This is a genomic window from Acetobacterium bakii, assembly GCF_001263355.1.
GTDB classification, from domain to species: Bacteria; Bacillota; Clostridia; order Eubacteriales; family Eubacteriaceae; genus Acetobacterium; species Acetobacterium bakii.
On sequence record NZ_LGYO01000065.1, the window covers coordinates 8,409 to 30,410 of the forward strand.

At 42.8% G+C, this 22,002-nt stretch carries 18 protein-coding genes; 17 read left to right on the forward strand and 1 reads right to left on the reverse strand.

What is annotated here, in order from left to right; translation table 11 throughout:
- Positions 1-193: 193 nt before the first annotated feature.
- The 7 genes from AKG39_RS17945 to AKG39_RS17975 all read left to right on the forward strand — a co-directional run bounded on the left by AKG39_RS17945 (position 194) and on the right by AKG39_RS17975 (position 6,751).
- Positions 194-1,153, forward strand: coding sequence for an ATP-binding cassette domain-containing protein (locus AKG39_RS17945; RefSeq protein WP_050741781.1), 960 nt, complete (start codon positions 194-196; stop codon positions 1,151-1,153).
- Between the two features lie 20 nt (positions 1,154-1,173).
- Complete coding sequence (locus tag AKG39_RS17950; protein ID WP_050741782.1) at positions 1,174-1,860, forward strand: GTP-binding protein; 687 nt, start codon at positions 1,174-1,176, stop codon at positions 1,858-1,860.
- Between the two features lie 144 nt (positions 1,861-2,004).
- Positions 2,005-3,069, forward strand: a complete 1,065-nt coding sequence (locus AKG39_RS17955; protein ID WP_242852665.1) for a FecCD family ABC transporter permease — start codon at positions 2,005-2,007, stop codon at positions 3,067-3,069.
- Positions 3,069-3,839, forward strand: coding sequence for an ABC transporter ATP-binding protein (locus AKG39_RS17960; RefSeq protein ID WP_050741783.1), 771 nt, complete (start codon positions 3,069-3,071; stop codon positions 3,837-3,839). Before AKG39_RS17955 ends, AKG39_RS17960 begins: the two co-directional genes overlap by 1 nt.
- 104 nt (positions 3,840-3,943) lie before the next feature.
- Complete coding sequence (locus AKG39_RS17965) at positions 3,944-5,047, forward strand: ABC transporter substrate-binding protein (RefSeq protein ID WP_050741784.1); 1,104 nt, start codon at positions 3,944-3,946, stop codon at positions 5,045-5,047.
- A 19-nt stretch (positions 5,048-5,066) separates the two neighbouring features.
- The gene (locus AKG39_RS17970) at positions 5,067-5,705 is read left to right on the forward strand and encodes a class I SAM-dependent methyltransferase (protein WP_050741785.1); all 639 of its coding nucleotides are present in this window, start codon (positions 5,067-5,069) and stop codon (positions 5,703-5,705) included.
- Positions 5,705-6,751: an ABC transporter substrate-binding protein gene (locus tag AKG39_RS17975; RefSeq protein ID WP_050741786.1), complete on the forward strand. Its 1,047-nt coding sequence runs from the start codon at positions 5,705-5,707 to the stop codon at positions 6,749-6,751. Before AKG39_RS17970 ends, AKG39_RS17975 begins: the two co-directional genes overlap by 1 nt.
- 934 nt (positions 6,752-7,685) lie before the next feature.
- On the opposite strand, the gene AKG39_RS17980 is transcribed toward AKG39_RS17975, so the two are convergent.
- Positions 7,686-8,384, reverse strand: a complete 699-nt coding sequence (locus AKG39_RS17980; RefSeq protein WP_050741787.1) for an MBL fold metallo-hydrolase — start codon at positions 8,382-8,384, stop codon at positions 7,686-7,688.
- A gap of 179 nt (positions 8,385-8,563) precedes the next feature.
- Here AKG39_RS17980 and AKG39_RS17985 point away from each other — a divergent pair, with 179 nt between their 5' ends.
- The 10 genes from AKG39_RS17985 to proC all read left to right on the forward strand — a co-directional run bounded on the left by AKG39_RS17985 (position 8,564) and on the right by proC (position 21,810).
- Positions 8,564-12,289 (forward strand): phosphoribosylformylglycinamidine synthase, encoded by a 3,726-nt coding sequence (locus AKG39_RS17985; RefSeq protein WP_115028298.1) that lies wholly within the window; start codon positions 8,564-8,566, stop codon positions 12,287-12,289.
- 48 nt (positions 12,290-12,337) lie between these two features.
- Positions 12,338-12,835: a 5-(carboxyamino)imidazole ribonucleotide mutase gene (gene purE / locus AKG39_RS17990; protein WP_050741789.1), complete on the forward strand. Its 498-nt coding sequence runs from the start codon at positions 12,338-12,340 to the stop codon at positions 12,833-12,835.
- Between the two features lie 56 nt (positions 12,836-12,891).
- A complete protein-coding gene (gene purC, locus AKG39_RS17995; protein ID WP_050741790.1) occupies positions 12,892-13,599 on the forward strand; it encodes a phosphoribosylaminoimidazolesuccinocarboxamide synthase in 708 nt (235 codons plus the stop codon).
- Positions 13,600-13,653: 54 nt separating this feature from the next.
- The gene (gene purF, locus AKG39_RS18000; protein WP_050741791.1) at positions 13,654-15,042 is read left to right on the forward strand and encodes an amidophosphoribosyltransferase; all 1,389 of its coding nucleotides are present in this window, start codon (positions 13,654-13,656) and stop codon (positions 15,040-15,042) included.
- 114 nt (positions 15,043-15,156) lie between these two features.
- Complete coding sequence (purM, locus tag AKG39_RS18005; protein WP_050741792.1) at positions 15,157-16,203, forward strand: phosphoribosylformylglycinamidine cyclo-ligase; 1,047 nt, start codon at positions 15,157-15,159, stop codon at positions 16,201-16,203.
- Positions 16,194-16,817 carry a phosphoribosylglycinamide formyltransferase gene (purN, locus tag AKG39_RS18010; protein WP_050741793.1) on the forward strand — a complete coding sequence of 208 codons (624 nt, stop codon included), beginning with the start codon at positions 16,194-16,196 and terminating at the stop codon, positions 16,815-16,817. The genes purM and purN overlap by 10 nt, the downstream gene beginning before the upstream one ends.
- A 90-nt stretch (positions 16,818-16,907) precedes the next feature.
- Complete coding sequence (purH, locus tag AKG39_RS18015; protein WP_050741794.1) at positions 16,908-18,437, forward strand: bifunctional phosphoribosylaminoimidazolecarboxamide formyltransferase/IMP cyclohydrolase; 1,530 nt, start codon at positions 16,908-16,910, stop codon at positions 18,435-18,437.
- 182 nt (positions 18,438-18,619) lie between these two features.
- The gene (gene purD, locus AKG39_RS18020) at positions 18,620-19,873 is read left to right on the forward strand and encodes a phosphoribosylamine--glycine ligase (RefSeq protein WP_050741795.1); all 1,254 of its coding nucleotides are present in this window, start codon (positions 18,620-18,622) and stop codon (positions 19,871-19,873) included.
- Positions 19,874-19,960: 87 nt separating this feature from the next.
- Positions 19,961-20,848, forward strand: a complete 888-nt coding sequence (rarD, locus tag AKG39_RS18025; RefSeq protein WP_050741796.1) for an EamA family transporter RarD — start codon at positions 19,961-19,963, stop codon at positions 20,846-20,848.
- Between the two features lie 152 nt (positions 20,849-21,000).
- The gene (proC, locus tag AKG39_RS18030) at positions 21,001-21,810 is read left to right on the forward strand and encodes a pyrroline-5-carboxylate reductase (RefSeq protein WP_050741797.1); all 810 of its coding nucleotides are present in this window, start codon (positions 21,001-21,003) and stop codon (positions 21,808-21,810) included.
- Positions 21,811-22,002 lie beyond the last annotated feature (192 nt).

Consider the following 22,002-nt stretch of genomic DNA (forward strand, 5'->3'; position numbering starts at 1 on the left):
AGCGATGATTGTTTTTTGATCCAGTGTTTTAATTAAATACAATGACAATTAATTTTCCAGTGAGGATTGACTCATTTTGGAGCAGATGCTATAATCGTGAGTATAAACGAATCAAAACACGACAAAACATGACTAAAAACAATGAAAGAGAATTACAATATGGTTGAGAATCCAGAGATTGGCAGGTGATTGGATGCAGTGTGAAAAACATTTTATAGAACCTTATGATTTTTTAACCGAGATGGGATTTGAGCTTCTTGAGAAAAATCAATCCATGGATCGATATATGGCGTTGATGGATGACGATATCCTGGAAGACATGGGCACTAACAAAGAAATGCTTGTGGCAGGTTATGAGGCGGCACATCTGCAGTTGGTGGAAGAACCGGGGGTTCGGGTGAATTCCATCCTCATTAAAGGGGGATTCAATAAGGATGGTGAGAAAGAAGCCATTGATATTTTACTGAAACCCGGGGAAATTGTCTCTATTGTCGGGCCAACGGGTTCAGGCAAAAGTCGTTTGTTAGGGGATATTGAATGGCTAGCCCGTGGGGATACGCCAACGGGACGGTGGATCGTTATTAATGGGGCTTTACCGGATGACGCTCAACGTTATTGCTTTGAAGAAAAATTGATTTCTCAGCTATCCCAAAATATGAATTTTGTTATGGATGCAAATGTCGAGGAATTTATTGAAATGCATGCACAGAGCCGCAACATTCAACAGATTGATGGGGTAATCGAAGCGGTCATAAACCAGGCCAATGCTCTGGCCGGAGAGCCCTTCACCCGGGAAACCCCTTTAACGGCATTAAGCGGCGGACAATCCAGAGCACTGATGATTGTGGATGTGGCCTTTCTTTGTAAGTCTCCCATTGTCCTTATTGATGAAATTGAAAACGCGGGGATCGACCGACGGAAGGCTCTGGATTTATTGGTTAAAACCGAAAAAATCATTATGATTGCGACCCATGATCCGGTTTTAGCGCTGATGGCCAACCGGCGATTGGTGATCAAAAACGGTGGGATGCATCAAATCATTGAAAGTAATGAGGCCGAGAAAAAAGTTCTGAAAAAACTGGAAGCCATGGATCAGGAAATGCTGACCATTCGAAATGCCCTGCGTAATGGTGAAATGATTTATTCAGAATAGTAAAAAAAGGTGGAAAGCAAATGAGATTGATAACTGTTGCTGGGCCTCCGTCATCCGGAAAAACCAGTGTAATCGGAAAAACCTTCGAAGCGTTTGGAAAACGGTCCGTTGAACTGGCGGTGATTAAGTTTGACTGCCTTTCGACGGCGGATGAACAGTATTATGAAAAAAAAGGGATCAAAACAAAATTGGGTTTATCCGGAAGTCTGTGTCCGGATCATTATTTCGTGAATAATATTGATACCTGCTTTCATTGGGCGTTAAAAGAAAAGGTTGACATCCTCGTCACCGAAAGTGCGGGTCTGTGCAATCGCTGTTCACCGCATATTAAGGAAATATTGTCGGTTTGCGTAATCGATAACCTTAGCGGTTATCATACGCCTAAAAAAATCGGACCGATGCTGAAGTTTGCTGATATTGTGGTGATCACGAAGGGGGATATCGTATCCCAGGCTGAACGGGAGGTATTTGCATTCAATGTTAAACGCGTGAATCCCAAAGCGAAAATTCTCCACATTAATGGGATTACCGGTCAGGGTGCAGCTGAACTGGGAAAACTTTTCTTAGAGGCCAATGACTATGAATCGCTGGATGATATGAAATTGCGGTTTACCATGCCAGCGGCTTTATGTTCCTATTGTTTAGGTGAAACTATGATCGGCAGGGATTACCATATGGGTAATGTCAAAAACATAAAGCTTGACTAAATGTGTAAGTTATCTATAAATAGCTGTTGTTAAAAAATGGGATTATGGTTGCAATGGGGTAATACAATAATCCTCTGTTTTTGGAAATTATACTATTGGAAAAGGAGGTCAAAGGATGCAACTGGGAAAAATGACACATCGCAAATGTATACCAGACAAGTATTGATGCCCCAGAAAGAACCCATGAAAAAATATTCTCAAAATAGAGAAAATATAATCATGGGTGTTTTAATCATTGCATTAGTGGCGACCATTATTTTTTCGTTAACACTTGGTCGGTATCAAATCAGCTTTTATCAGCTGTATCAATTATCTTTAGAAAAGATCACCGGACAAAACCAGAACATCGATGCCTTTGTTTCCAAGGTTATCTTCGAAATCCGTTTGCCCCGGGTATTAGCGGCGGTACTGATTGGAGGGGCATTATCGATTTCAGGGGCTGTTTTTCAAGCTTTATTTCGAAACCCCATGGTTTCTGCGGATATTTTAGGGGTGACCTCCGGGGCGGCCTTTGGGGCTTCTCTGGGACTCTTAATTGGTATGGCCAGTTGGAAGGTTGAGGTCATGGCTTTTGCATTTGGTATCATTGCAGTGATGTCAACTTATTTTTTAAGCTCCGCGGCGCGAAGAAGCAGTCAAAATACCCTCGTTCTTATTTTGTCGGGAATGGTCATCGGAACCCTTTTTAAATCATTCATTTCCTGTGTGAAATATTTGGCGGATCCCAATGATGCTCTTCAGGCCATTACTTTCTGGTTAATGGGTAGCCTGGCCCTGATTCAATTAAAGGATCTTTTATTTTTGGCTGTTCCGGTTATTCTGGGATCAATTCCTCTTCTGTTCATTGGGTGGAAGCTCAATGCCATGGCTTTTGGCGAAGAAGAAGCTATGGCTCTGGGTATCCATACAGAAAAGCTTAAAATAACGGTTATTATTTGCAGTACCATTATCACTTCGGCCTGTGTTGCCATTAGCGGCATCATCGGCTGGGTTGGTTTAATCATTCCACATCTTGTCCGGATGGCCATCGGGCCGGACAATCGGTTGTTGATTCCGGCATCGATGTTATGTGGTGGCATCTATTTGCTGGTGATTGATAATATTTCAAGAACGTTGTTTAGTGTTGAAATACCGCTCAGTATTTTAACATCGCTGATTGGAACGCCATTTTTTATTTACTTATTATTTAAAACGAGAGGTGATTGGTAATGTTATTGAAAGTCGAAAATCTGTGTTGTGGTTATAAAAAAGAAGTCATAGTTGAGAATGTGTCATTTAACTTATCAGAAGGGGAAATTCTTTTTCTCTTTGGTCCGAATGGGGTAGGAAAAACAACGTTTTTCAAAACACTGCTGGGATTATTAAAAGCCATTGATGGAAAAATAATATTTGGGGATCAACGAATGGAAGATATGAGCCGCCAATCCCTGGCAAAAAAAATGGCGTATGTTCCTCAAGCCCATCAAATGGCCTTTGCATTTAATGTCATCGATGTGGTTGTAATGGGACGGATCGCTCATATGGGTAAAAATGCCAGACCTGAAAATCATGATTATCAAAAGGCCTGGGAAGCCTTGGAAATTCTGAAGATCAGTCATTTAGGGGAGCGTCATTATACCCAAATCAGTGGGGGCGAACGTCAGATGGTGTTGATTGCCCGAGCACTCACCCAGGATGCGCCTATTCTCATTATGGACGAACCGACATCTAATTTGGATTTTGGGAATCAAATGAAGGTGATGGAACATATCGGACGTTTGCGAGATGACAACTATGCCATTGTAATAACAACTCACTCACCGGATCAGGTTCTCCATTATGGTGATCAGGTGATGGTTTTTCATAAAGGAAATCTTACAAAAATTGGGAATCCCCAGGAAATTATGACGAGTCAACTATTAAAAGATATTTATGATGTAGACGTAAAAATTTCCACTGGAAAAAAACAGCTTTTATCCAGTATCTGTGTGCCATGTTAAAAATAGATGTTAAAGCATTGGAATTAATTTAGGTTAATGGCATAAAAGCAATTAGACAAACGGGCTTTTATACAGTAATAATAAAAAGAGAGAAGGAGTTAGAAATGGAAAGAGGTTTCAAAAGAAAGATGTCGTTGGCTGTGATCATTCTGATTGTTTTTATGCTGCTTGCCAATGGGTGCAGTCAGACCAGTGCTCAGGGAAGTGTGAAAACAAAAACAATCACGGATATGGCAGGGAGAGTTGTTGAGGTTCCGACTGAAATAGATTCTGTCTATTGCACAAGTCCCGTGGGTCAAATAATGGTTTATACTATTTCTCCGGATTTGATTGCCGGTTTGAATTACGAAGCCAGTGATGTGGAAAAAGAATACCTGACTTCAAACTATACTAGTCTTCCGGTTCTGGGGGGATGGTATGGTAAAGGTTATACGGGCAATCTCGAAGAAATTGCCAAGGCAAAACCCGATATTATTATTAATGCCGGAACCATCAGTGATGAAACCATCACTTTTTCAGATGATCTTCAAAAGCAATTGGGAATTCCAGTTGTATTTGCTGAAGTTAATTTGGATACAATGGCGGATTCCTATAATTTTTTAGGCGATTTATTGAATCAAACCGGCAGAACTAATAAACTGGCAGCATATATTAATGTTACGATCAACGAAGCGAAGGCAAAGGTTGCCAATATTAAAGAAGAAGATAAGATCCGGGTTTATTACGCAGAAGGCGCCAAGGGTCTGTTAACTGATCCCGCAGGTTCAAGTCATACCCAGGTTCTGGATATGTTGGCTGGGATCAACGTTGCCGATGTCCAGATAACTGGCGGATATGGACGGGCAGAAGTATCACCGGAACAAATTATCACCTGGGATCCGGATTTGATTATTGCCGGTCTTGATGCGGGCGATGTTGCAGACGGTGCTGCCTATGACAATATGCAGTCGGATTCCGTATTGAAAGATTTACGTGCCATTAAGAGCGGAGCTATTTATGAAGTGCCCTGTGAACCCTATAGCTGGTTTGACAGACCACCCTCAGCCAATATGATAATGGGCATAAAATGGACAGCCCAAGTTTTGTATCCTGAAATATTTAACTATGACATACGCAAAGAAACTAAGGAATTTTATAAACTATTTTATGATTATGATTTAAGCGATGCTCAACTCGACGAGTTACTCTCAAGAAGTGTGGAAAAATAGAAACGAAAGGTGGATAAATATGCAGACAAAAGCAACCGAATTTGATCAGATTTCGAAAAATATTTTTTATCCCATCTATCCGGTAATTGCACAGCAAATATTGGCAGAGCGAAAGGGCATAAGCGAGGGCACCTGCCTGGATGTGGGAAGCGGTCCGGGATATGTTGGTTTATCCATCGCCAGGCAGTCAAAGATGCAGGTCTGTTTATACGATATGGATCAGAATGCTCTTGAGATAGCAAAGAAAAATATCAACGAGGCATTGTTGGAAGACCGGGTCTTCGTGAAGTATGGAAATGTTGAAGAAATTCCCTATCCCAATGAGTCTTTTGACCTGGTAACCAGTAGAGGGTCTTTGTTCTTTTGGCAGGACAAGGTCAAAGCAATCAATGAAATTTTCAGGGTTTTAAAAATGGGGGGCACCGCTTATTTAGGCGGCGGATTTGGTAATCAGAAATTAAAGGACATGGTGGACCAGAAAATGCTGGCCATCGATGACCAATGGCTGGTGAAGGCCGCTATGCGAAAAGGATGTGCAGACGACTACGAAAACTTATTGAAAAAAACGATTGTTAAGCAGTTTACGGTAAAAGAAGATGATTCGGGCTTGTGGATTGTTTTTCATAAAACCTCTGAGCCAACGAAGGAGCAACACTAATGAACCCTTATAAAGAGATAATCGATTCCTCTGATTTTTACAAAGAGGGCTGTATTAATTTAATGACCTTCCCATCCTGTCCCATTAAGGTGGAAACGACGGAAGCAGTTAAAGAATTTGTGATGAATTACAATCAATCCCATGACATAAAAATCCATTATCCTATGGGGAACTCCGATAATCCGAAGGCTTATATGGAAGCCCTGGAATGGGTGGAAGATCCGAACCGTTATCCGGATGTTATCCTTGCCTGTGATTTTAAGAGTCTGTTTGCTCCCAATTTTAAGAAATTTCAGGAAATGGGAATTTTTACGGATGCATTGAAAAATTCAAAACCACATTCCTTTTTTGAAAGATTTGATTACAAAGATCCCAAAGAAACGTATTCCATGCTGGGAGCAAGTTTCCCAGTAATCATTTTTGACAAATCCATTGAACCAGATTTGCCGATTCCCCGGAGTTTCAAAGATTTATTGGATCCGATTTACGAAAAAAAGATTTCGATTCATGGACATGGCGATGCGTCCTGCGATATGTCTGTTGTGATGAATGTGTATGAGCAATACGGAAAAGAAGCGACGTTAATCTTTGCAAAGGCGATTAAAGAATGCCGGCATTTTTCTCAGGTAGTAAAAGAAGCCGGAAAGGGCAAAAAAAATCTGCCGCCCATTGGTGTCATTCCGGAGATGTTTGGACATTTACTTAAAAACAGAAAGAATATTGAAGTGATATGGCCCAGTGATGGTTCACCCCTTTTCCCACTGTTTATGACAGTTAAGAAAGTAAAAATGGCTCATGCAAGTGAGCTGATCGACTTTTTGACCGGACCGGAACTCGGACAATTTTGGGCGGATGCGGCGTTTGCATCCTTTAATCCGGCGGTGAACAATCAGGATTATCAGGACAAACCGATTCGTTTTCTTGGCTGGGATTTTATTTATGACAAAGATATTCTGGAATTCAAAGAATCTCTGGAAGAAGAAGTTTTAAATATCGTCAGAGGATATCCGGTAGATAGAAAGGATCATGTTAAATTAATCTGCTAATGAATCAGATTTTCTGTTGGATAACCGCGATCCCCTGGTATTTTGTTTGAAATACCAGGGGATCAGTCCTTTTGATGATTCTCGGAGCAATTGGTGCAGTAAGTAGTATGGATGCCTGTCCCTAAAAAGCAATCAGAATCCGGCATCAAATTAGAATCGATTGATTCGGGGTATCAGAAAGATCACAAAAATGTAAAGGCTCTTCTGTTTGCTTCACAAAATAGTTACAAACGTTTACAAAAAAACTATGTACATTTGGAAACAGTGTGATATACTCTAGTTAAATCAAAGATCAACTTAATCTTTTTCTAAATTCAATGATTTCGATCATTGAAAAGTGAACAATCTCTTAACGAACCAATAAATTTAAGGAAAAAAGTAATCTGTTAAAATGAATATTTAACATGATAACGATTTGATGATTTAAATTTAAGGAGAAAGATTTAGACGAAAGAACAGATCTCTCTGAAATTAAAAGAATTGGGAAAGAACTCGACAGATGGTTTGAACTGTAGATTAATTTAAACGGTAAGTTTTTAAGATCAAGAATTGTGTTTCACAGATTGGTAGAAAATCCGTATCTGAATTTGAAATAAGTCTTTGATTGTAAAATGATTCCCCAAATTATTACAAAACAATTTTCGAATGAGTTGGTATGAACAAAGAAAATCCCGGTTTTAAAGTAAGATAATCTCCAGCAGTTAAGTGCTAAGTTTACATTGGAAAAATGAAAAAGAAGATTTTTGAAATGATAGAATGAAAGGGGTGAGTCCAAAAAAATGCTAACAGAGATTTATAGCTGAGGCCGGTTCTGCAAATGAAAATGTGGAATCGGTTTTAGTTTTTTTTGTGTTAATGCACTGAATAAACAAGGGGATCCAGTCGTATTGCGGCGACTGGATCCCCTTGTTTATGTAATTAAATAGTTTTTTATTTAAAATTGGTCGAGCCATGAAGTTTTCAATGTAATATTGCGCCCCCGAAAATCAGGAATGAGGGTGTCGGTGGGTTCAACCTTGGTTTTGAATTTTTCAATAATGGAAAAATCATCCCTAAAATGCATGGGAATCAAAACCTTCGGGTGAAATTCCTGGATGAAATATTCCCCGGCTTTGTAAAAAGAATCGCCCAGTCGGGGATCAACGGGAATGAAAGCAAATTCCATGGGAAGGCCTTTCATTCGTGCCAGCTCGGCTTTAAAATCTTTTTCTTCCTGAGCGGGATCAATGTCAGGTCGTAGGGTCGTGTCCCAATCCCACCAGTTAAGATCACCGGCATGAAAGATGCGATGGTTGTTGGCGGCAATATAAAAAGAGACGCCAAGATCTGTGGACCCGAAGGTCTTGATATCCAGGCCACCCAGGGACATATGCTGATAGGGTGCCATGCGATAATTCCTGGGAGTGTGCATTTCCGGAATATCATCACTGAAAATATAGGTGGGTTGAAATTCTTTTTCAACATTCAAAATATCCCGTGAGAAATGGTCGCTGTGGCCATGGGTTACAAAAAAATAATGAGGAATGCCTTTACGCATAAAATTGTTGGGGATTTTTGTAAAACAATCAAAGATGAGTGTTTTATCATCAAATTGAATTAAAAAACCGCTGTGATGTAAATGGATAATTTTCATAATGTACCTCGCGTTAAATTAGTATGATTCTATCATACCTCATTATCCTACAAATACACTCTTAATTTAAAGATAAATTAAGAAAAAGGAAAAAAATAATCCGAACGTTTTAAATTGTATTGAAATAATCGTTCGGAAATAGTAAAATGGTAGTATCATAAAAAAAAGGTGGAATAAATGTGATCAAACGAATTTTTGTAGAAAAAAAACAGGGGTTTGATATTGAAGCCCAGTCGCTCCTTGTATCATTTCAGAAAATATTAAAGATAGAGGATCTGAATAAGGTTCGTATCCTCTATCGGTATGATATGGAAGATGTGGCCGAGGATGTTTTTGGTCAGGTCGTCAGCACGATTCTATCCGAACCCAACGTCGATCAGGTCAGCGAAGCGTCTATTTCTATTGGTGAAAAAGATATGGTCTTTGCGATCGCCTATTTACCCGGACAGTACGATCAGCATGCGGATTCGGCTGTTCAATGCGTTCAAATCCTTTCAGGGAATCGTCCGCTGATTAAGGTAGCTAAAATTGTCGTTCTCCAGGGCGTGATTAGTCAAGAGGCATTTAATCGAATTAAAAAATATATGATTAACCCCGTTGATTCAGAAGAAACCACATTGGAAAACTTTGTATCCCTGGGTGACATAATACGGGAACCCGACGATATTTCTTTTTTAGAGTCATTTATAGAACTTAGTCCTTCTGATCTCGAGAAATTAAGAATTGCTCAGGGTTTTGCCATGGCGAACGAAGATATTGTTTTCGTTCAGGAATATTTTAAGACAGATGAAGAACGTAATCCAACCATTACCGAACTTAAGGTTATCGATACATACTGGTCGGATCATTGCCGACACACAACATTCCAAACCCACATTAAAAAGGTTTCTTTTAATGGAGCAGATCCGCTTTCCAGAGAAATAGGCCTCGCTTATGAAGAGTACCGGGATTCTCGTCTTGAGGTTTATGGCGAAAATACCGATCGTCCTATGTCCCTTATGGATCTGGCTGTCATTGGAACAAAAGTTCTTAAAAAACGGGATCTCATCCAGGATCTGGATGAATCCGAAGAAATTAATGCCTGCAGTATCGAAATGACTGTGGATCATGATGGCGTGGATGAAGAATGGCTGTTGATGTTTAAAAACGAAACCCATAATCATCCTACCGAAATCGAACCCTTTGGGGGTGCTGCCACCTGTTTGGGAGGTGCCATTCGGGATCCGCTTTCAGGACGAAGCTATGTTTACCAGGCCATGCGGGTTACCGGCGCCTGGGATCCCAGGGTTCCCATTGAGGACACTATTCCCGGAAAACTGCCACAGCGTAAAATTTCCACCGAAGCAGCCCATGGCTACAGCTCCTACGGAAACCAGATTGGGCTTGCAACCGGACAGGTTGTGGAAGTCTATGATCCGGGTTTTTTGGCGAAACGCATGGAAGTCGGAGCAGTGATTGCTGCTGCACCCAAGGAAAATGTGCGCCGGGAACGGCCGACCCCAGGGGATGTGGTTTTGTTAGTCGGTGGACGCACCGGGCGGGATGGCTGCGGTGGCGCAACCGGTTCCTCCAAGGCACACACTGAAGAATCCATTAAAAAAAGCGGTGCGGAAGTCCAAAAAGGGAATCCGGTTGAAGAGCGAAAAATCCAACGCTTATTTAGAAACAAAGAATTGGCCTTGCTGATTAAGCGGTGTAATGACTTTGGTGCCGGAGGCGTTTCGGTTGCCATTGGCGAATTAGCGGATAGTCTGGAAATAAATTTAGATAAGGTTCCCAAGAAATATGAAGGACTGGATGGCACCGAACTGGCCATTTCAGAATCCCAGGAACGGATGGCCGTGGTAGTTGAACCCAAGGATGTTGAAACCTTTATCGAAATGGGTAACGCCGAAAACCTGGAAGTCACCCCGGTAGCTTTGGTTACTGACACCGGTCGTCTGATTATGAAATGGCGTGGGGCTGAAATCCTTAATTTATCCCGACACTTTTTAGATACCAATGGCGCTCCTCAATTTACCGAAATTGTCATAGAAGAACCTCACCAACAAACGGTATCCCTGGAAATGAATAAAGTTACCATTGGTGAGAAATTATTTGAAACCCTTAAGGATTTAAATGTTGCCAGCCAGCGGGGTTTGGCGGAAATGTTTGATTCCACCATTGGCGCCGGCACGGTTACCATGCCCTACGGCGGGAAAAACGCGTTATCGCCAATGGATGGTATGGTGGCAAAAATTCCTATGATCCATGGCGATACCACTACCTGTAGTATGATGACCTTTGGGTACAACCCGGGAATTGCCAAGGAAAGCCCATTTCTTGGCGGCATGATGAGTGTCATTGAGTCATTGTCAAAATTAGTTGCTCTGGGAGGGAATTATAAAAAGGCCCGTCTCAGTTTCCAGGAATATTTTGAACGACTGGGAAAGGATCCCGTTAAATGGGGTCGTCCTTTTGCAGCACTATTAGGTGCCCATCGGGTTCAGAAAGCTATGGGAACACCAGCCATCGGCGGTAAAGACAGTATGTCCGGGACCTTCGAAGAGCTTACCGTACCGCCAACCCTGATTTCCTTTGCGGTGACAACAGGCAATATACACCAGATTCTCACCAGTGATCTTAAAACCGAAAAATCCATTCTTCAATTATTTGAATTACCCATGGGCGACAATGGCATTCCTGATTTGGATGGAATCAAAGATCTTTATGAAATAATTCAAGCACATGCAAAAGATGGCCATGTCCTCAGTGCCAAAACCATTGGCCTCGGCGGGATTGCGGTGGCCATGACGAAAATGGCTTTTGGCAATGGGATTGGCATCACCCTGGTTTCGGATATGGATCAGGAATACCTTTTTGCACCTTTATTCGGCAGTATTCTGGTTGAAAGCAAGACCATTCTTGATGGGGCGACCATTGTTGGCATAACCAACTGCAAGGGTAAAATCATTTCCAATAAAGAAGAAATTGATTTGTCTGACCTGGCTGAAGCCTGGGAAGCTCCGCTTCGTGAGGTTTACCCTCAAAAAGCGGATGTGACCGGAACAGTGGAAACCCTGAGTTACACGAACCCAAACCCCAAGAAATCATCACCGATGTTTCGTAAACCCCAGGTATTTATTCCGGTTTTCCCGGGCACCAATTGCGAGTATGATTCTGCAAAGGCCTTTGAAAATGCTGGTGGGAAACCGGTAACCACTATTTTCAGAAATCAATCGGTTCAGGCCATTACGGAGTCCATTGACGATATGGTCAAACATATCACTGAATCTCAGATCATCATGATTCCCGGAGGTTTCAGTGCCGGAGATCAACCTGACGGTTCCGGTAAATTCATTGCTTCCGTTTTCAGAAACCCCCGCATGATGGACGCCGTTATGGATTTGATCAATAATCGGGACGGTTTGGTCCTCGGTATCTGCAATGGCTTCCAGGCTCTTATTAAACTGGGTCTGGTGCCAAACGGAGAAATTTGCGATATCACCGCAGACATGCCGACCTTAACCTTTAATACCATTGGTCGTCATATTTCAACCATTCCCATGACACGGATTGCGTCCACCATTTCCCCTTGGTTGGTCAACACCCAGGTCGGGGATATTCACCGGATTCCGATGTCTCATGGTGAGGGGCGCTTTGTCGCCAGCGATGCGGTTCTAAAAAACTTAATCGAAAATGGCCAGATTGCCACCCAATATGTGGATTTTGAAGGAAAAGCGACATTGAACGGTGCCTTTAATCCTAATGGCTCGGTGATGGCGGTTGAAGGTATTACCAGTTTGGATGGCCGGATCTTTGGAAAAATGGGCCATTCCGAGCGAATCGGAAAAGGCCTGTACAAAAATATTCCCGGCAACATGGATCAGGAGATCTTCAAAGCCGGCGTGGACTATTTCAAATAAACGCACATATAGAAAATCAAGAAAATTCATACTAAAAGGAGATTATTAATGTTGGATACACCAAAAGTTGCCGTCATCATGGGAAGCGATTCCGATTTTGATGTGGTAAAAAAATGTTTAATTGCTCTGGAAAGATTTGGAATTGAGTATGATGTCCAGGTTATTTCTGCCCATCGCAATCCTCAAAAAATATTTGAGTATGCCACTACCGCTGAAGAACGCGGCATTGAAGTGATTATCGGAGCTGCCGGAAAGGCTGCCCATCTTCCCGGGGTGATTGCCGGCATTACACCATTGCCGGTAATCGGAATTCCCATTCAAACTTCCTTCCAGGGAGGACTTGATTCTCTGTTGTCCATTGTCCAGATGCCCGCCGGGGTTCCGGTGGCTACCGTAGCTGTTAACGGCGCGGAAAATGCCGGCATATTGGCGGCTCAGATGCTGTCCATTAAATATCCGGAAATTCGGGAAAAAATGAAAGCCTACAAGATTTTATTAAATGACGAGGTTGTGGCCAAAAACGAAAAGGTTCAGGAAATCCTTTAAGCAGACACCAGAAAGCATTCACATCATAAATTAAATAAAAAACCAAGGAGATTAAGATGGAAAAATTAGAACAATTGTATGAAGGCAAAGCTAAAAAAGTGTATAAAACAGATGATCCCAATGAATTCATTATCGAATATAAAGATGATGCCACCGCTTTTAACGGCGAGAAAAAAGGCAGCATCGGCGGTAAAGGCGTGATCAACAATAAAATGACCGAACTGATTTTCACCATGCTTGAAAAACAGGGAATTCCAACCCATTTTATTAAACTTTTGTCAGAATCCGAACAATTGGTAAAAGCAGTTACTATTTTCCCACTGGAAGTGATCATTCGAAATACTGCGGCTGGTTCTATCTGCAAGCGTCTTGGTTTGGAAGAAGGCTTGAAATTGGAGGCCCCTATTTTTGAATTCTGCTATAAAAATGACGATTTCGGTGATCCAATGATCAATGATTACCATGTTATCGCCATGAAATTAGCCACAAAAGAAGACATTGAAGTGATTCGGGATATGACCTTTAAGATCAATGACATTCTAAAAGCTTATTTTCTTGAAAAAGGTATTAACCTTGTTGATTTCAAAATTGAATTTGGTAAAACTGCTGACGGTCAAATTGTTCTGGCAGATGAAATATCACCGGACACCTGTCGTTTCTGGGATGTCAAAACCAATGAAAAATTGGATAAGGACCGTTTCAGAAGAAACCTTGGAAATGTTGAAGAAGCCTATGTGGAAATGTTAAAACGTGTCAAGGCTTAAATAGTACCAGGAAAACAAATTTATAAACGAAACCCGGAAGGAAATAATATACCAATGATGAATGACAAATTTCGTGATGAATGTGGCATAATGGGGGTTTATCTAAAAAACCATGAAGTGAATGCAGCCTCTTATATTTACTATGGTTTGTATGCCCTTCAACACAGAGGTCAGGAGAGCGCTGGAATTGCTGCTAATAAAGAGGGGAAAATTACGTCTCACAAAGAAGTCGGTCTGGTGAGTGATGCGTTTAAAGGAAATATTTTAAAACAGTTAAAAGGAAATATTGGTATCGGCCATGTGCGATATTCCACCTCCGGTGATGATGGGGTCACCAATGCCCAGCCATTAACTGTTAACCACAGTACCGGTCAAATCGCTTTGGCTCATAATGGTAATCTGGTTAATGACAAGGCCCTGCGTAACATGCTTGAAGATTCCGGTGTGGTTTTTCAGACCACGATTGACACCGAAGTTATGGTAAACATTCTTGCCCGTGGTCTTCGCCACGGCATGATTGAAGCCATCCAGCGGATGGTTGAAATAATCAAGGGCGCCTATGCGCTGGTCATTACCATTGGCGACAAACTGGTTGGGGTTCGCGATCCCTATGGTTTACGACCCCTTTGTATTGGTAAAAAAGATGATGATTATTTCCTGGCTTCTGAAAGCTGTGCTCTTGACGCCGCTGGTGCTGAGCTTGTGAGAGATGTTGAACCTGGAGAAATTGTGGTTATTGATGAAAATGGTCTTACCAGTTATGGACAAAACAACTGGGTAAAAAAGAAATCCTGTATTTTCGAAATTATTTATTTTGCCCGACCGGATTCGGTAATGGACGAAATCTCTGTTTATGCGGCACGTCATAAAGCCGGGGAAATTCTTGCCAAAGAAAGTCCGGTTGAAGCAGACGTGGTTATTGGTGTTCCGGATTCCGGAATCGGCGCTGCCATTGGCTATGCCGAGGCTTCGGGAATTCCTTATGGGGTTGGCCTCATTAAAAACAAGTACATTGGACGGACCTTTATTCAGCCCAATCAAAAGCTCAGAGAAGAAGGGGTTCGGATTAAACTAAATCCTTTAAAAGAAACTATTAAAGACAAACGGGTTGTAATCATCGATGATTCCATTGTTCGCGGAACCACATCAAAACGTTTGGTTGAAATATTGAAAAAAGCCGGCGCCAAAGAAGTCCACTTTCGGGTGACCAGTCCACCGGTTGCCTATAGCTGCTACTTTGGAATTGACACTCCCCGTCGAAAATACCTGATCGGATCCCGAAAATCTGTTGAGGAAATCCGGGAAATTCTTGGTGCTGATAGCCTGGCGTATATTTCTCTTGATGGGCTCACCGAGTCCGTCGGCGGAAAAACCCACTTCTGTCGGGCCTGTTTCGACGGTGAATACCCAATGGAAGTTCCGGTTCTCAGTGCCAACGAATAAGTAATTGTGAAAGTGCTGCAATCCTTGATGTCTGTTCTATACAAAAATCAAGGTATTAAGGTTTTGCTTTTGCCTTTAGAATGATAACAAACAATTAAAATATATGGAGGAAATATGTCAGATAATCAAATAAAAGCGGATGCTTACCGTGAAGCCGGCGTCGATGTTGAAGCCGGTTATAAATCCGTTCAGCTTATGAAAGCGGATGTTCAGAGAACCTTTAATTCCCAGGTGCTTTCCCATTTGGGAGGATTCGGGGGATTGTTTGAACTTCCGGAAGGATATAAAAAACCGGTACTGGTTTCTGGTACCGACGGTGTGGGCACCAAGCTTAAGCTGGCCTTCATGATGGATAAGCACGATACCATCGGCATTGACTGTGTGGCTATGTGTGTGAATGATATTTTATGTCAGGGTGCCCAGCCGATGTTCTTTTTAGACTATATTGCCTGCGGAAAAAATTATCCTGAAAAAATTGCCACCATTGTCAAGGGCATTGCTGAGGGTTGTATCCAGGGAAACATGGCCCTGATTGGCGGGGAAACCGCTGAAATGCCGGATATGTATTCCCTGGACGAGTACGACCTGGCGGGTTTTGCCGTGGGTGTTGTTGAAAAAGAAGACATTGTTACCGGTGCCACCATTGCCGAAGGGGATGTTTTGGTTGGTTTGCCTTCTTCAGGGGTTCACTCCAATGGTTTCTCACTGATTCGCAAGGTATTGTTCAAGGATCTGTCCATGGACGTCCATACCTTTGTTGAAGATCTCGGCATGACTTTGGGCGAAGCACTGTTAACTCCTACTAAGATCTATGTAAAAGCACTGGCTGATCTCATTAAACCTTGTGGGGTTAAGGGTATGAGTCATGTTACCGGCGGCGGATTTTATGAAAACATTCCCCGGATGATGCCTGACGACCTTTGTGCCAAGGTTGATGCCAAGGTGATTAAAACCCTGCCGATTTTTAATTTCATCCAGGAAGCCGGAAAAATTTCCGCTCGGGAAATGTTCTCAACCTTTAATATGGGAATCGGCATCGTGGCGGTTTTACCTGCGGATCAAGTCAGTGTTTTTGTTAAGGGATTGGAAGAAAAAGGCGAAAAACCGGTGATCCTCGGCACCGTCATTAAAGGCGCCGAAAAAATCAACCTATGTCTTTAAAAAAGATAGGGGTATTGGTTTCCGGCGGTGGCAGCAATTTTCAGCGACTGATTGATGAGATCCACAAGGTTTACGGCGAAATTGTGGTGGTTGTTTCCAATAACGCGGATGCCCATGGACTCACCCGCGGAAAAACAGCAGGTATTCCCGCTGTTTTTCTGGACCCCAAAAAATCAACCGGCAGTGAAGATTATAATCAAAAATTGCTTGAGCTGTTAAATTCTTATGGTGTGGAGCTGGTGGTTTTGGCGGGCTATATGAAACTCATTACCCCGAATTTAATTGATGCCTTTCCAAACGCCATGGTAAACATTCACCCGGCCCTGATTCCCTCTTTTTGCGGGGAAGGCTTTTACGGCATGCATGTCCACAACGCAGTGATTGATTATGGCGTGAAAGTCACCGGCGCCACAGTTCATTTTGTGACCGAAGTGGCTGATGGGGGACCCATCATTGCCCAGGAAGCCGTTAAGGTGGCAGATGATGATACGCCTGAATCCATTCAGATAAAGGTTTTAGCAGTTGAACACCAGCTTTTGCCAGCGGTGATAAAAGCCATTTGCCTGGATGAATTTGAAGTCCACGGCCGGATTGTCAAAAAACGGTTGAAATAAACAAAAAAAATGCCACACAATAAACATATCAAACCAAACAAAACTTCGAAGATAGATGGTAACTTGTAATTTAAAATTATGGAGGAAAAAATGAGAGCATTAATAAGTGTATCCAATAAAACAGGTATTGTTGAATTTGCACAGAAATTAGCTGAAATGGGTTGGGAAATCCTGTCCACCGGGGGAACCGCCAAGGCTCTGAGAGCCGCAGGCCTGGACATCATCGGAGTTTCTGACGTCACCGGGTTTCCGGAATGCCTGGATGGCCGTGTAAAAACCCTGCATCCTAAAATTCACGGCGGTATTTTAGGCATCCGCAACAATCCCGATCATCAGAAACAAATGGCGGATTTGGATATTACCCCCATTGATTTGCTCGTTATCAATCTCTATCCCTTTAAAAACACTATTTTAAAAGAGGGCGTTGTTTTTGAAGATGCCATTGAAAACATCGACATTGGCGGTCCCACTATGCTGCGTTCAGCGGCTAAAAACTTTAATGATGTTACCGTGATTGTGGATCCAGATGATTACCCAGTGGTACTTTCTGAGCTGGAAGCCCAGGGCAAAACCCATGTTGAAACACGCTATCGTCTGGCTCTTAAAGTTTTTGAAACAACCTCCCATTATGACACCATGATTGCCGACTATCTAAGAAAAACAGCCAAAGGTGAGGTATTACAGGACACCATTACCATGACCTTTGAAAAAGTTCAGGACCTGAGATACGGTGAAAATCCGCATCAGAAGGCCGCTTTTTATGCTGATGTTGTGCCGGTCAAAGGGGCTCTTACCTCAGCGAAACAGCTTCAGGGAAAAGAATTATCCTACAATAATATTAACGACACCAACGGTGCCCTGGAAATTCTCAAAGAATACGGTGATGAGCCTACCATTGTTGCGGTGAAGCATGCCAACCCCTGTGGGATAGCCAGTGACAATGAAATTTCAGTTGCCTACAAAAAAGCCTATGACAGCGATCCCGTCTCTATTTATGGAGGGATCATCGCATCCAATCGTGAAATTGATGCCCTTGCAGCCAAACTGATGATCGAAACCTTTCTGGAAGTAGTGGTTGCCCCGGGCTTTACCAAAGAAGCTCTGGAAATTTTCGCTGCGAAACCAAACCTGAGATTACTGGATTTGCAGGACATCACCTTTAACGAACCGGGCTATGATGTTAAAAAGGTCATGGGCGGTCTGTTGGTCCAGGAACGGGATACCCAGCTATATGATGCGTTAAAAGTTGTTACCAAACGACAGCCAACCGAAGAAGAAATGGCAGAACTCCTCTTTGCCTGGAAAGCCGTTAAAAATACGAAATCCAACGCCATCAGCCTGACCAAAAACAAATGCCTTATTGCCAATGGACCAGGACAGGTGAACCGTATTGGGGCCCTTGAAAATGCTATTCGTCAGGCTAAGGAAACTGTTATCGGATCAGTAATGGCTTCGGATGCGTTTTTCCCATTTGATGATTGCGTGAAAGCCGCAGCCGTTGCCGGCATCACTGCTATTATCCAACCCGGCGGAGCGGGACGGGATGAAGATTCCATCAAAGCTTGTGATGTAGCCGGCATCGCCATGGTCTTCACCGGCATGCGTCACTTTAAACACTAGACGTTTGCGGGCGATTAATAATCATCCCTACGGGCCAAAACCAGGGTTGATGTTACATTAACCTTTAGCTTTATTTCAAACGTATCGCATCAGTTCGTAGGGGTATTGCGCCCCTGCGAATTTTATATTAATAGATCAATAATAAATGACTGTACCCAGATATGATAAACAAGGAGAAATTGATGAAAATTTTAATAATTGGCTCCGGGGGACGTGAACACGTTCTGACCTGGAAAATGGCTCAAAGCCCTCGTGTGGAAAAAATTTACGCAGCCCCGGGCAATGGTGGTATGGCGGATTTGGCAGAATGTGTGGCACTATCGGTGGATGATATTCCCGGCTGTTTGGCCTTTGCCAAGGAACATGCCATTGATTTAACGGTGGTCGGTCCCGAAGTGCCCCTTGTCCTGGGAATGGTGGATGCCTTTGAAGCCGAAGGCCTGAGGGTTTTTGGACCCAATGCCCAGTGCGCCCAGTTTGAAGGCAGCAAAGCCTTTACCAAAGAGTTTCTGTTTCGTCATAGCATTCCCACAGCGGCCTACAAGGAATACACTGATGTTCATGAAATCCTCAAGGATCTCGGCATTTATGGTTATCCCATGGTGATAAAAGCCGATGGCTTAGCCGCCGGTAAAGGGGTTCTGATTGTTGAAAATGAACAGGATGCCAGAGACGGCATTGAGCTGATCATGGAAAAACACGAATTTGGCGAAGCCGGCGACAAGGTTGTCATCGAAGAGTTTCTCACCGGCCAGGAAGCCTCCATGCTTTGTTTTGTGGATGGCAAAACCATTGTCCCAATGGAAAGCGCCCAGGATTACAAACGAGCCTACGATGGGGATAAAGGTTTGAATACCGGGGGAATGGGAACCTATTCGCCAAACGTTTTATTTGATGATGATGACTTGAATAAGCGCATCCAGGAAACTATTCTTACGCCCATCATCGACGGTTTGATTGCGGATCAAATGAACTTCAAGGGCATTCTCTTCATCGGACTGATGATTGAAAATGGCATCCCCAAGGTGCTGGAATTCAACGTCCGTTTTGGCGATCCCGAAGCCCAAAGTGTGCTGATGCGCATGGACTCGGATTTGGTGGACATTATGGAAGCTGTTATTGACGGCAGCCTCGCCAAATGCGAAATCAAATGGAAAAAACAGGAAGCGGTTTGCGTGGTCATTGCATCCGGTGGTTATCCCGGAATCTATGAAAAGGGAAAAGTCATCACCGGCATCGAAGATGTCAGAGATTGCGTGGTTTTCCACGCCGGCACCAAACTGGTAAACGGCGAACTTCAAACCAACGGCGGCCGGGTGCTGTGCGTCACCGCCCTGGGAGAAACCCGAGAAGCGGCAAGACAAACCGTCTACAATAATATTGGTAAAATTCACTTCGAAGGCGCCCAATACCGAACTGATATTGCCAAATTTTAATTAAATAAATAGGTGTTTGCGAAACTGACCGTAAAGCTTACGGTACTTTCGCAATTAGCTAAAATAAAAGGATAGAGGAGGGCATCCATGCAAAAGAGTATTTTCAGCGCCATGATGGCATATGTTTTATGGGGAATCCTCCCGATTTACTGGAAATCGCTTGGTGCGGTTTCACCCTTGTATATTATATCTTCACGTATTTTCTGGTCCTTTGTTTTCTGTGGGATCTTTGTGGGCTTCACCCATAAATGGCCGGAAATAAAAACCATCATAATGGATAAAAAACGACTGGGATATTCCGTTCTGTGCGGATTACTGGTGTCCCTTAATTGGTACACCTTTATTTGGGCGGTGAATGCAAATTACATCGTTGATGCCAGTCTGGGTTATTATATTAATCCGCTGGTGGTGGTGCTCTTTAGTTTTCTGTTCTTTGGAGAAAAATTCAATCGATTGGAAATGGCATCCATCGGTTTGGCATTATTCGGGGTTCTATTCATCACCATCCAATTCGGGAAGTTTCCGGTTGTGGCAATGGTGCTGGCCATAACCTTTGCCTTGTATGGGGTCTTCAAGAAAAAGCTTAATGCCAGTCCCATTGTTTCCCTGATTTTGGAAACGGCAGTGGTTACCCCCTTTGCCCTGGGAGCCATTATTTATCTGGAACGTCATGGGGAAGGGGTCATCAGCCTGGGGGATCCTTTAGTCACAAGTCTGGCAATTCTGGCAGGGGTGGTCACGGCCATTCCCTTGCTTCTCTATGCAAAGGGCATCCAGGAAATTTCATTTTCGTTGCTGGGATTTCTCCAGTATATCACCCCGACGATGATGCTTTTTCTGGGAATATTTCTGTACAAGGAAACCTTTAACATGGCTAATTTGTTCGGATTCAGCTTTATTTGGATGGCCTTACTGATCTTTTCTTTTTCAAAGGTAAGGTCCGGAAAAGCCGAACCCCCGGAGCCGGAAATATAAATTAAGGTATATGAATACTTTGACCCATTAATCCTTTAAGAATTAGTGGGTTTTTTCAATTAAAAATTGCATCCAACGAAATAAAGGTCTAAAATAATATTATAAAGAAAAAGATAGGGTATCTTAAATAATATGTTAATTGAGGAGTTAGAATGAAAAATATAATTGGATTTATTGGTTGCGGCAACATGGCAAGTGCAATGATTGGGGGATTAATCAAAAGTGACTTATTCCCAGCAGAAAACATTCTTGTTTATGATCCCATGGAAGGGCCCCGGGGAATGCTGGCACAGAAATATGGAATAACTGTCCTCAGTTCAAATAAAGAAGTGGCAAATAAGGCTGATTATCTGGTTTTAGCTGTTAAACCATTTTTGTATGCTAAGGTATTAAAAGAAATAGCCCAAAGCATTCAATCATCGGTAATTATTATTTCCATTGCTGTAGGAGTAAGTTTTAATGATATTAAAGGTCTGGTGGGAGAAAATGTAAAAGTTATCAGAACCCAACCCAGCACTCCGGCATTTGTGGGGGAATCCGATTCTACTATTTGCCCTGATGATCGCATGAACCAGGAAGATATCCTGGATATAGTGGCCATTTTTGAAAGTTTTGGAAAGGTGGAAATCATCAGCGAAAAACTCATGGAGGTTGTTCCGGGAATTGCCAGTTCAGCTCCGGCCTATACTATGCTGCTCATTGAAGCCATGGCGGATGGCGGCGTGCTCCACGGCTTTCCAAGAGACCAGGCCTACCGCCTATCTGCCCAGGCCGTTTTGGGTGCTGCAAAGCTGGTGCTTGAATCCGGCGAACATCCAGGAAAATTAAAAGATCAGATCTGCACTCCCGGCGGAACCACCATTGAAGCCGTCCGTGTTTTAGAAGCCAAGGGATTTCGAGATGCCGTCATATCTGCGGTTGACGCCTGTGCCAAAAAATCCATATCCATGGGAAAAAAATAAATTCGAAATAATGTTGCAAACACGTAAAATCATCTCAAGTAATTGTGAAACTCATAAATATCGAACATTTATAGCTTTACGAGCGGTTTCCACAACCAGAAGAAATCGCTAAGCGAATTTCTTCTGGCTCGCGGACAGTCGCCAACTACAAGCAAGCTTGTGATTGGCTCATTGCCTTCGCGAAAACAATTT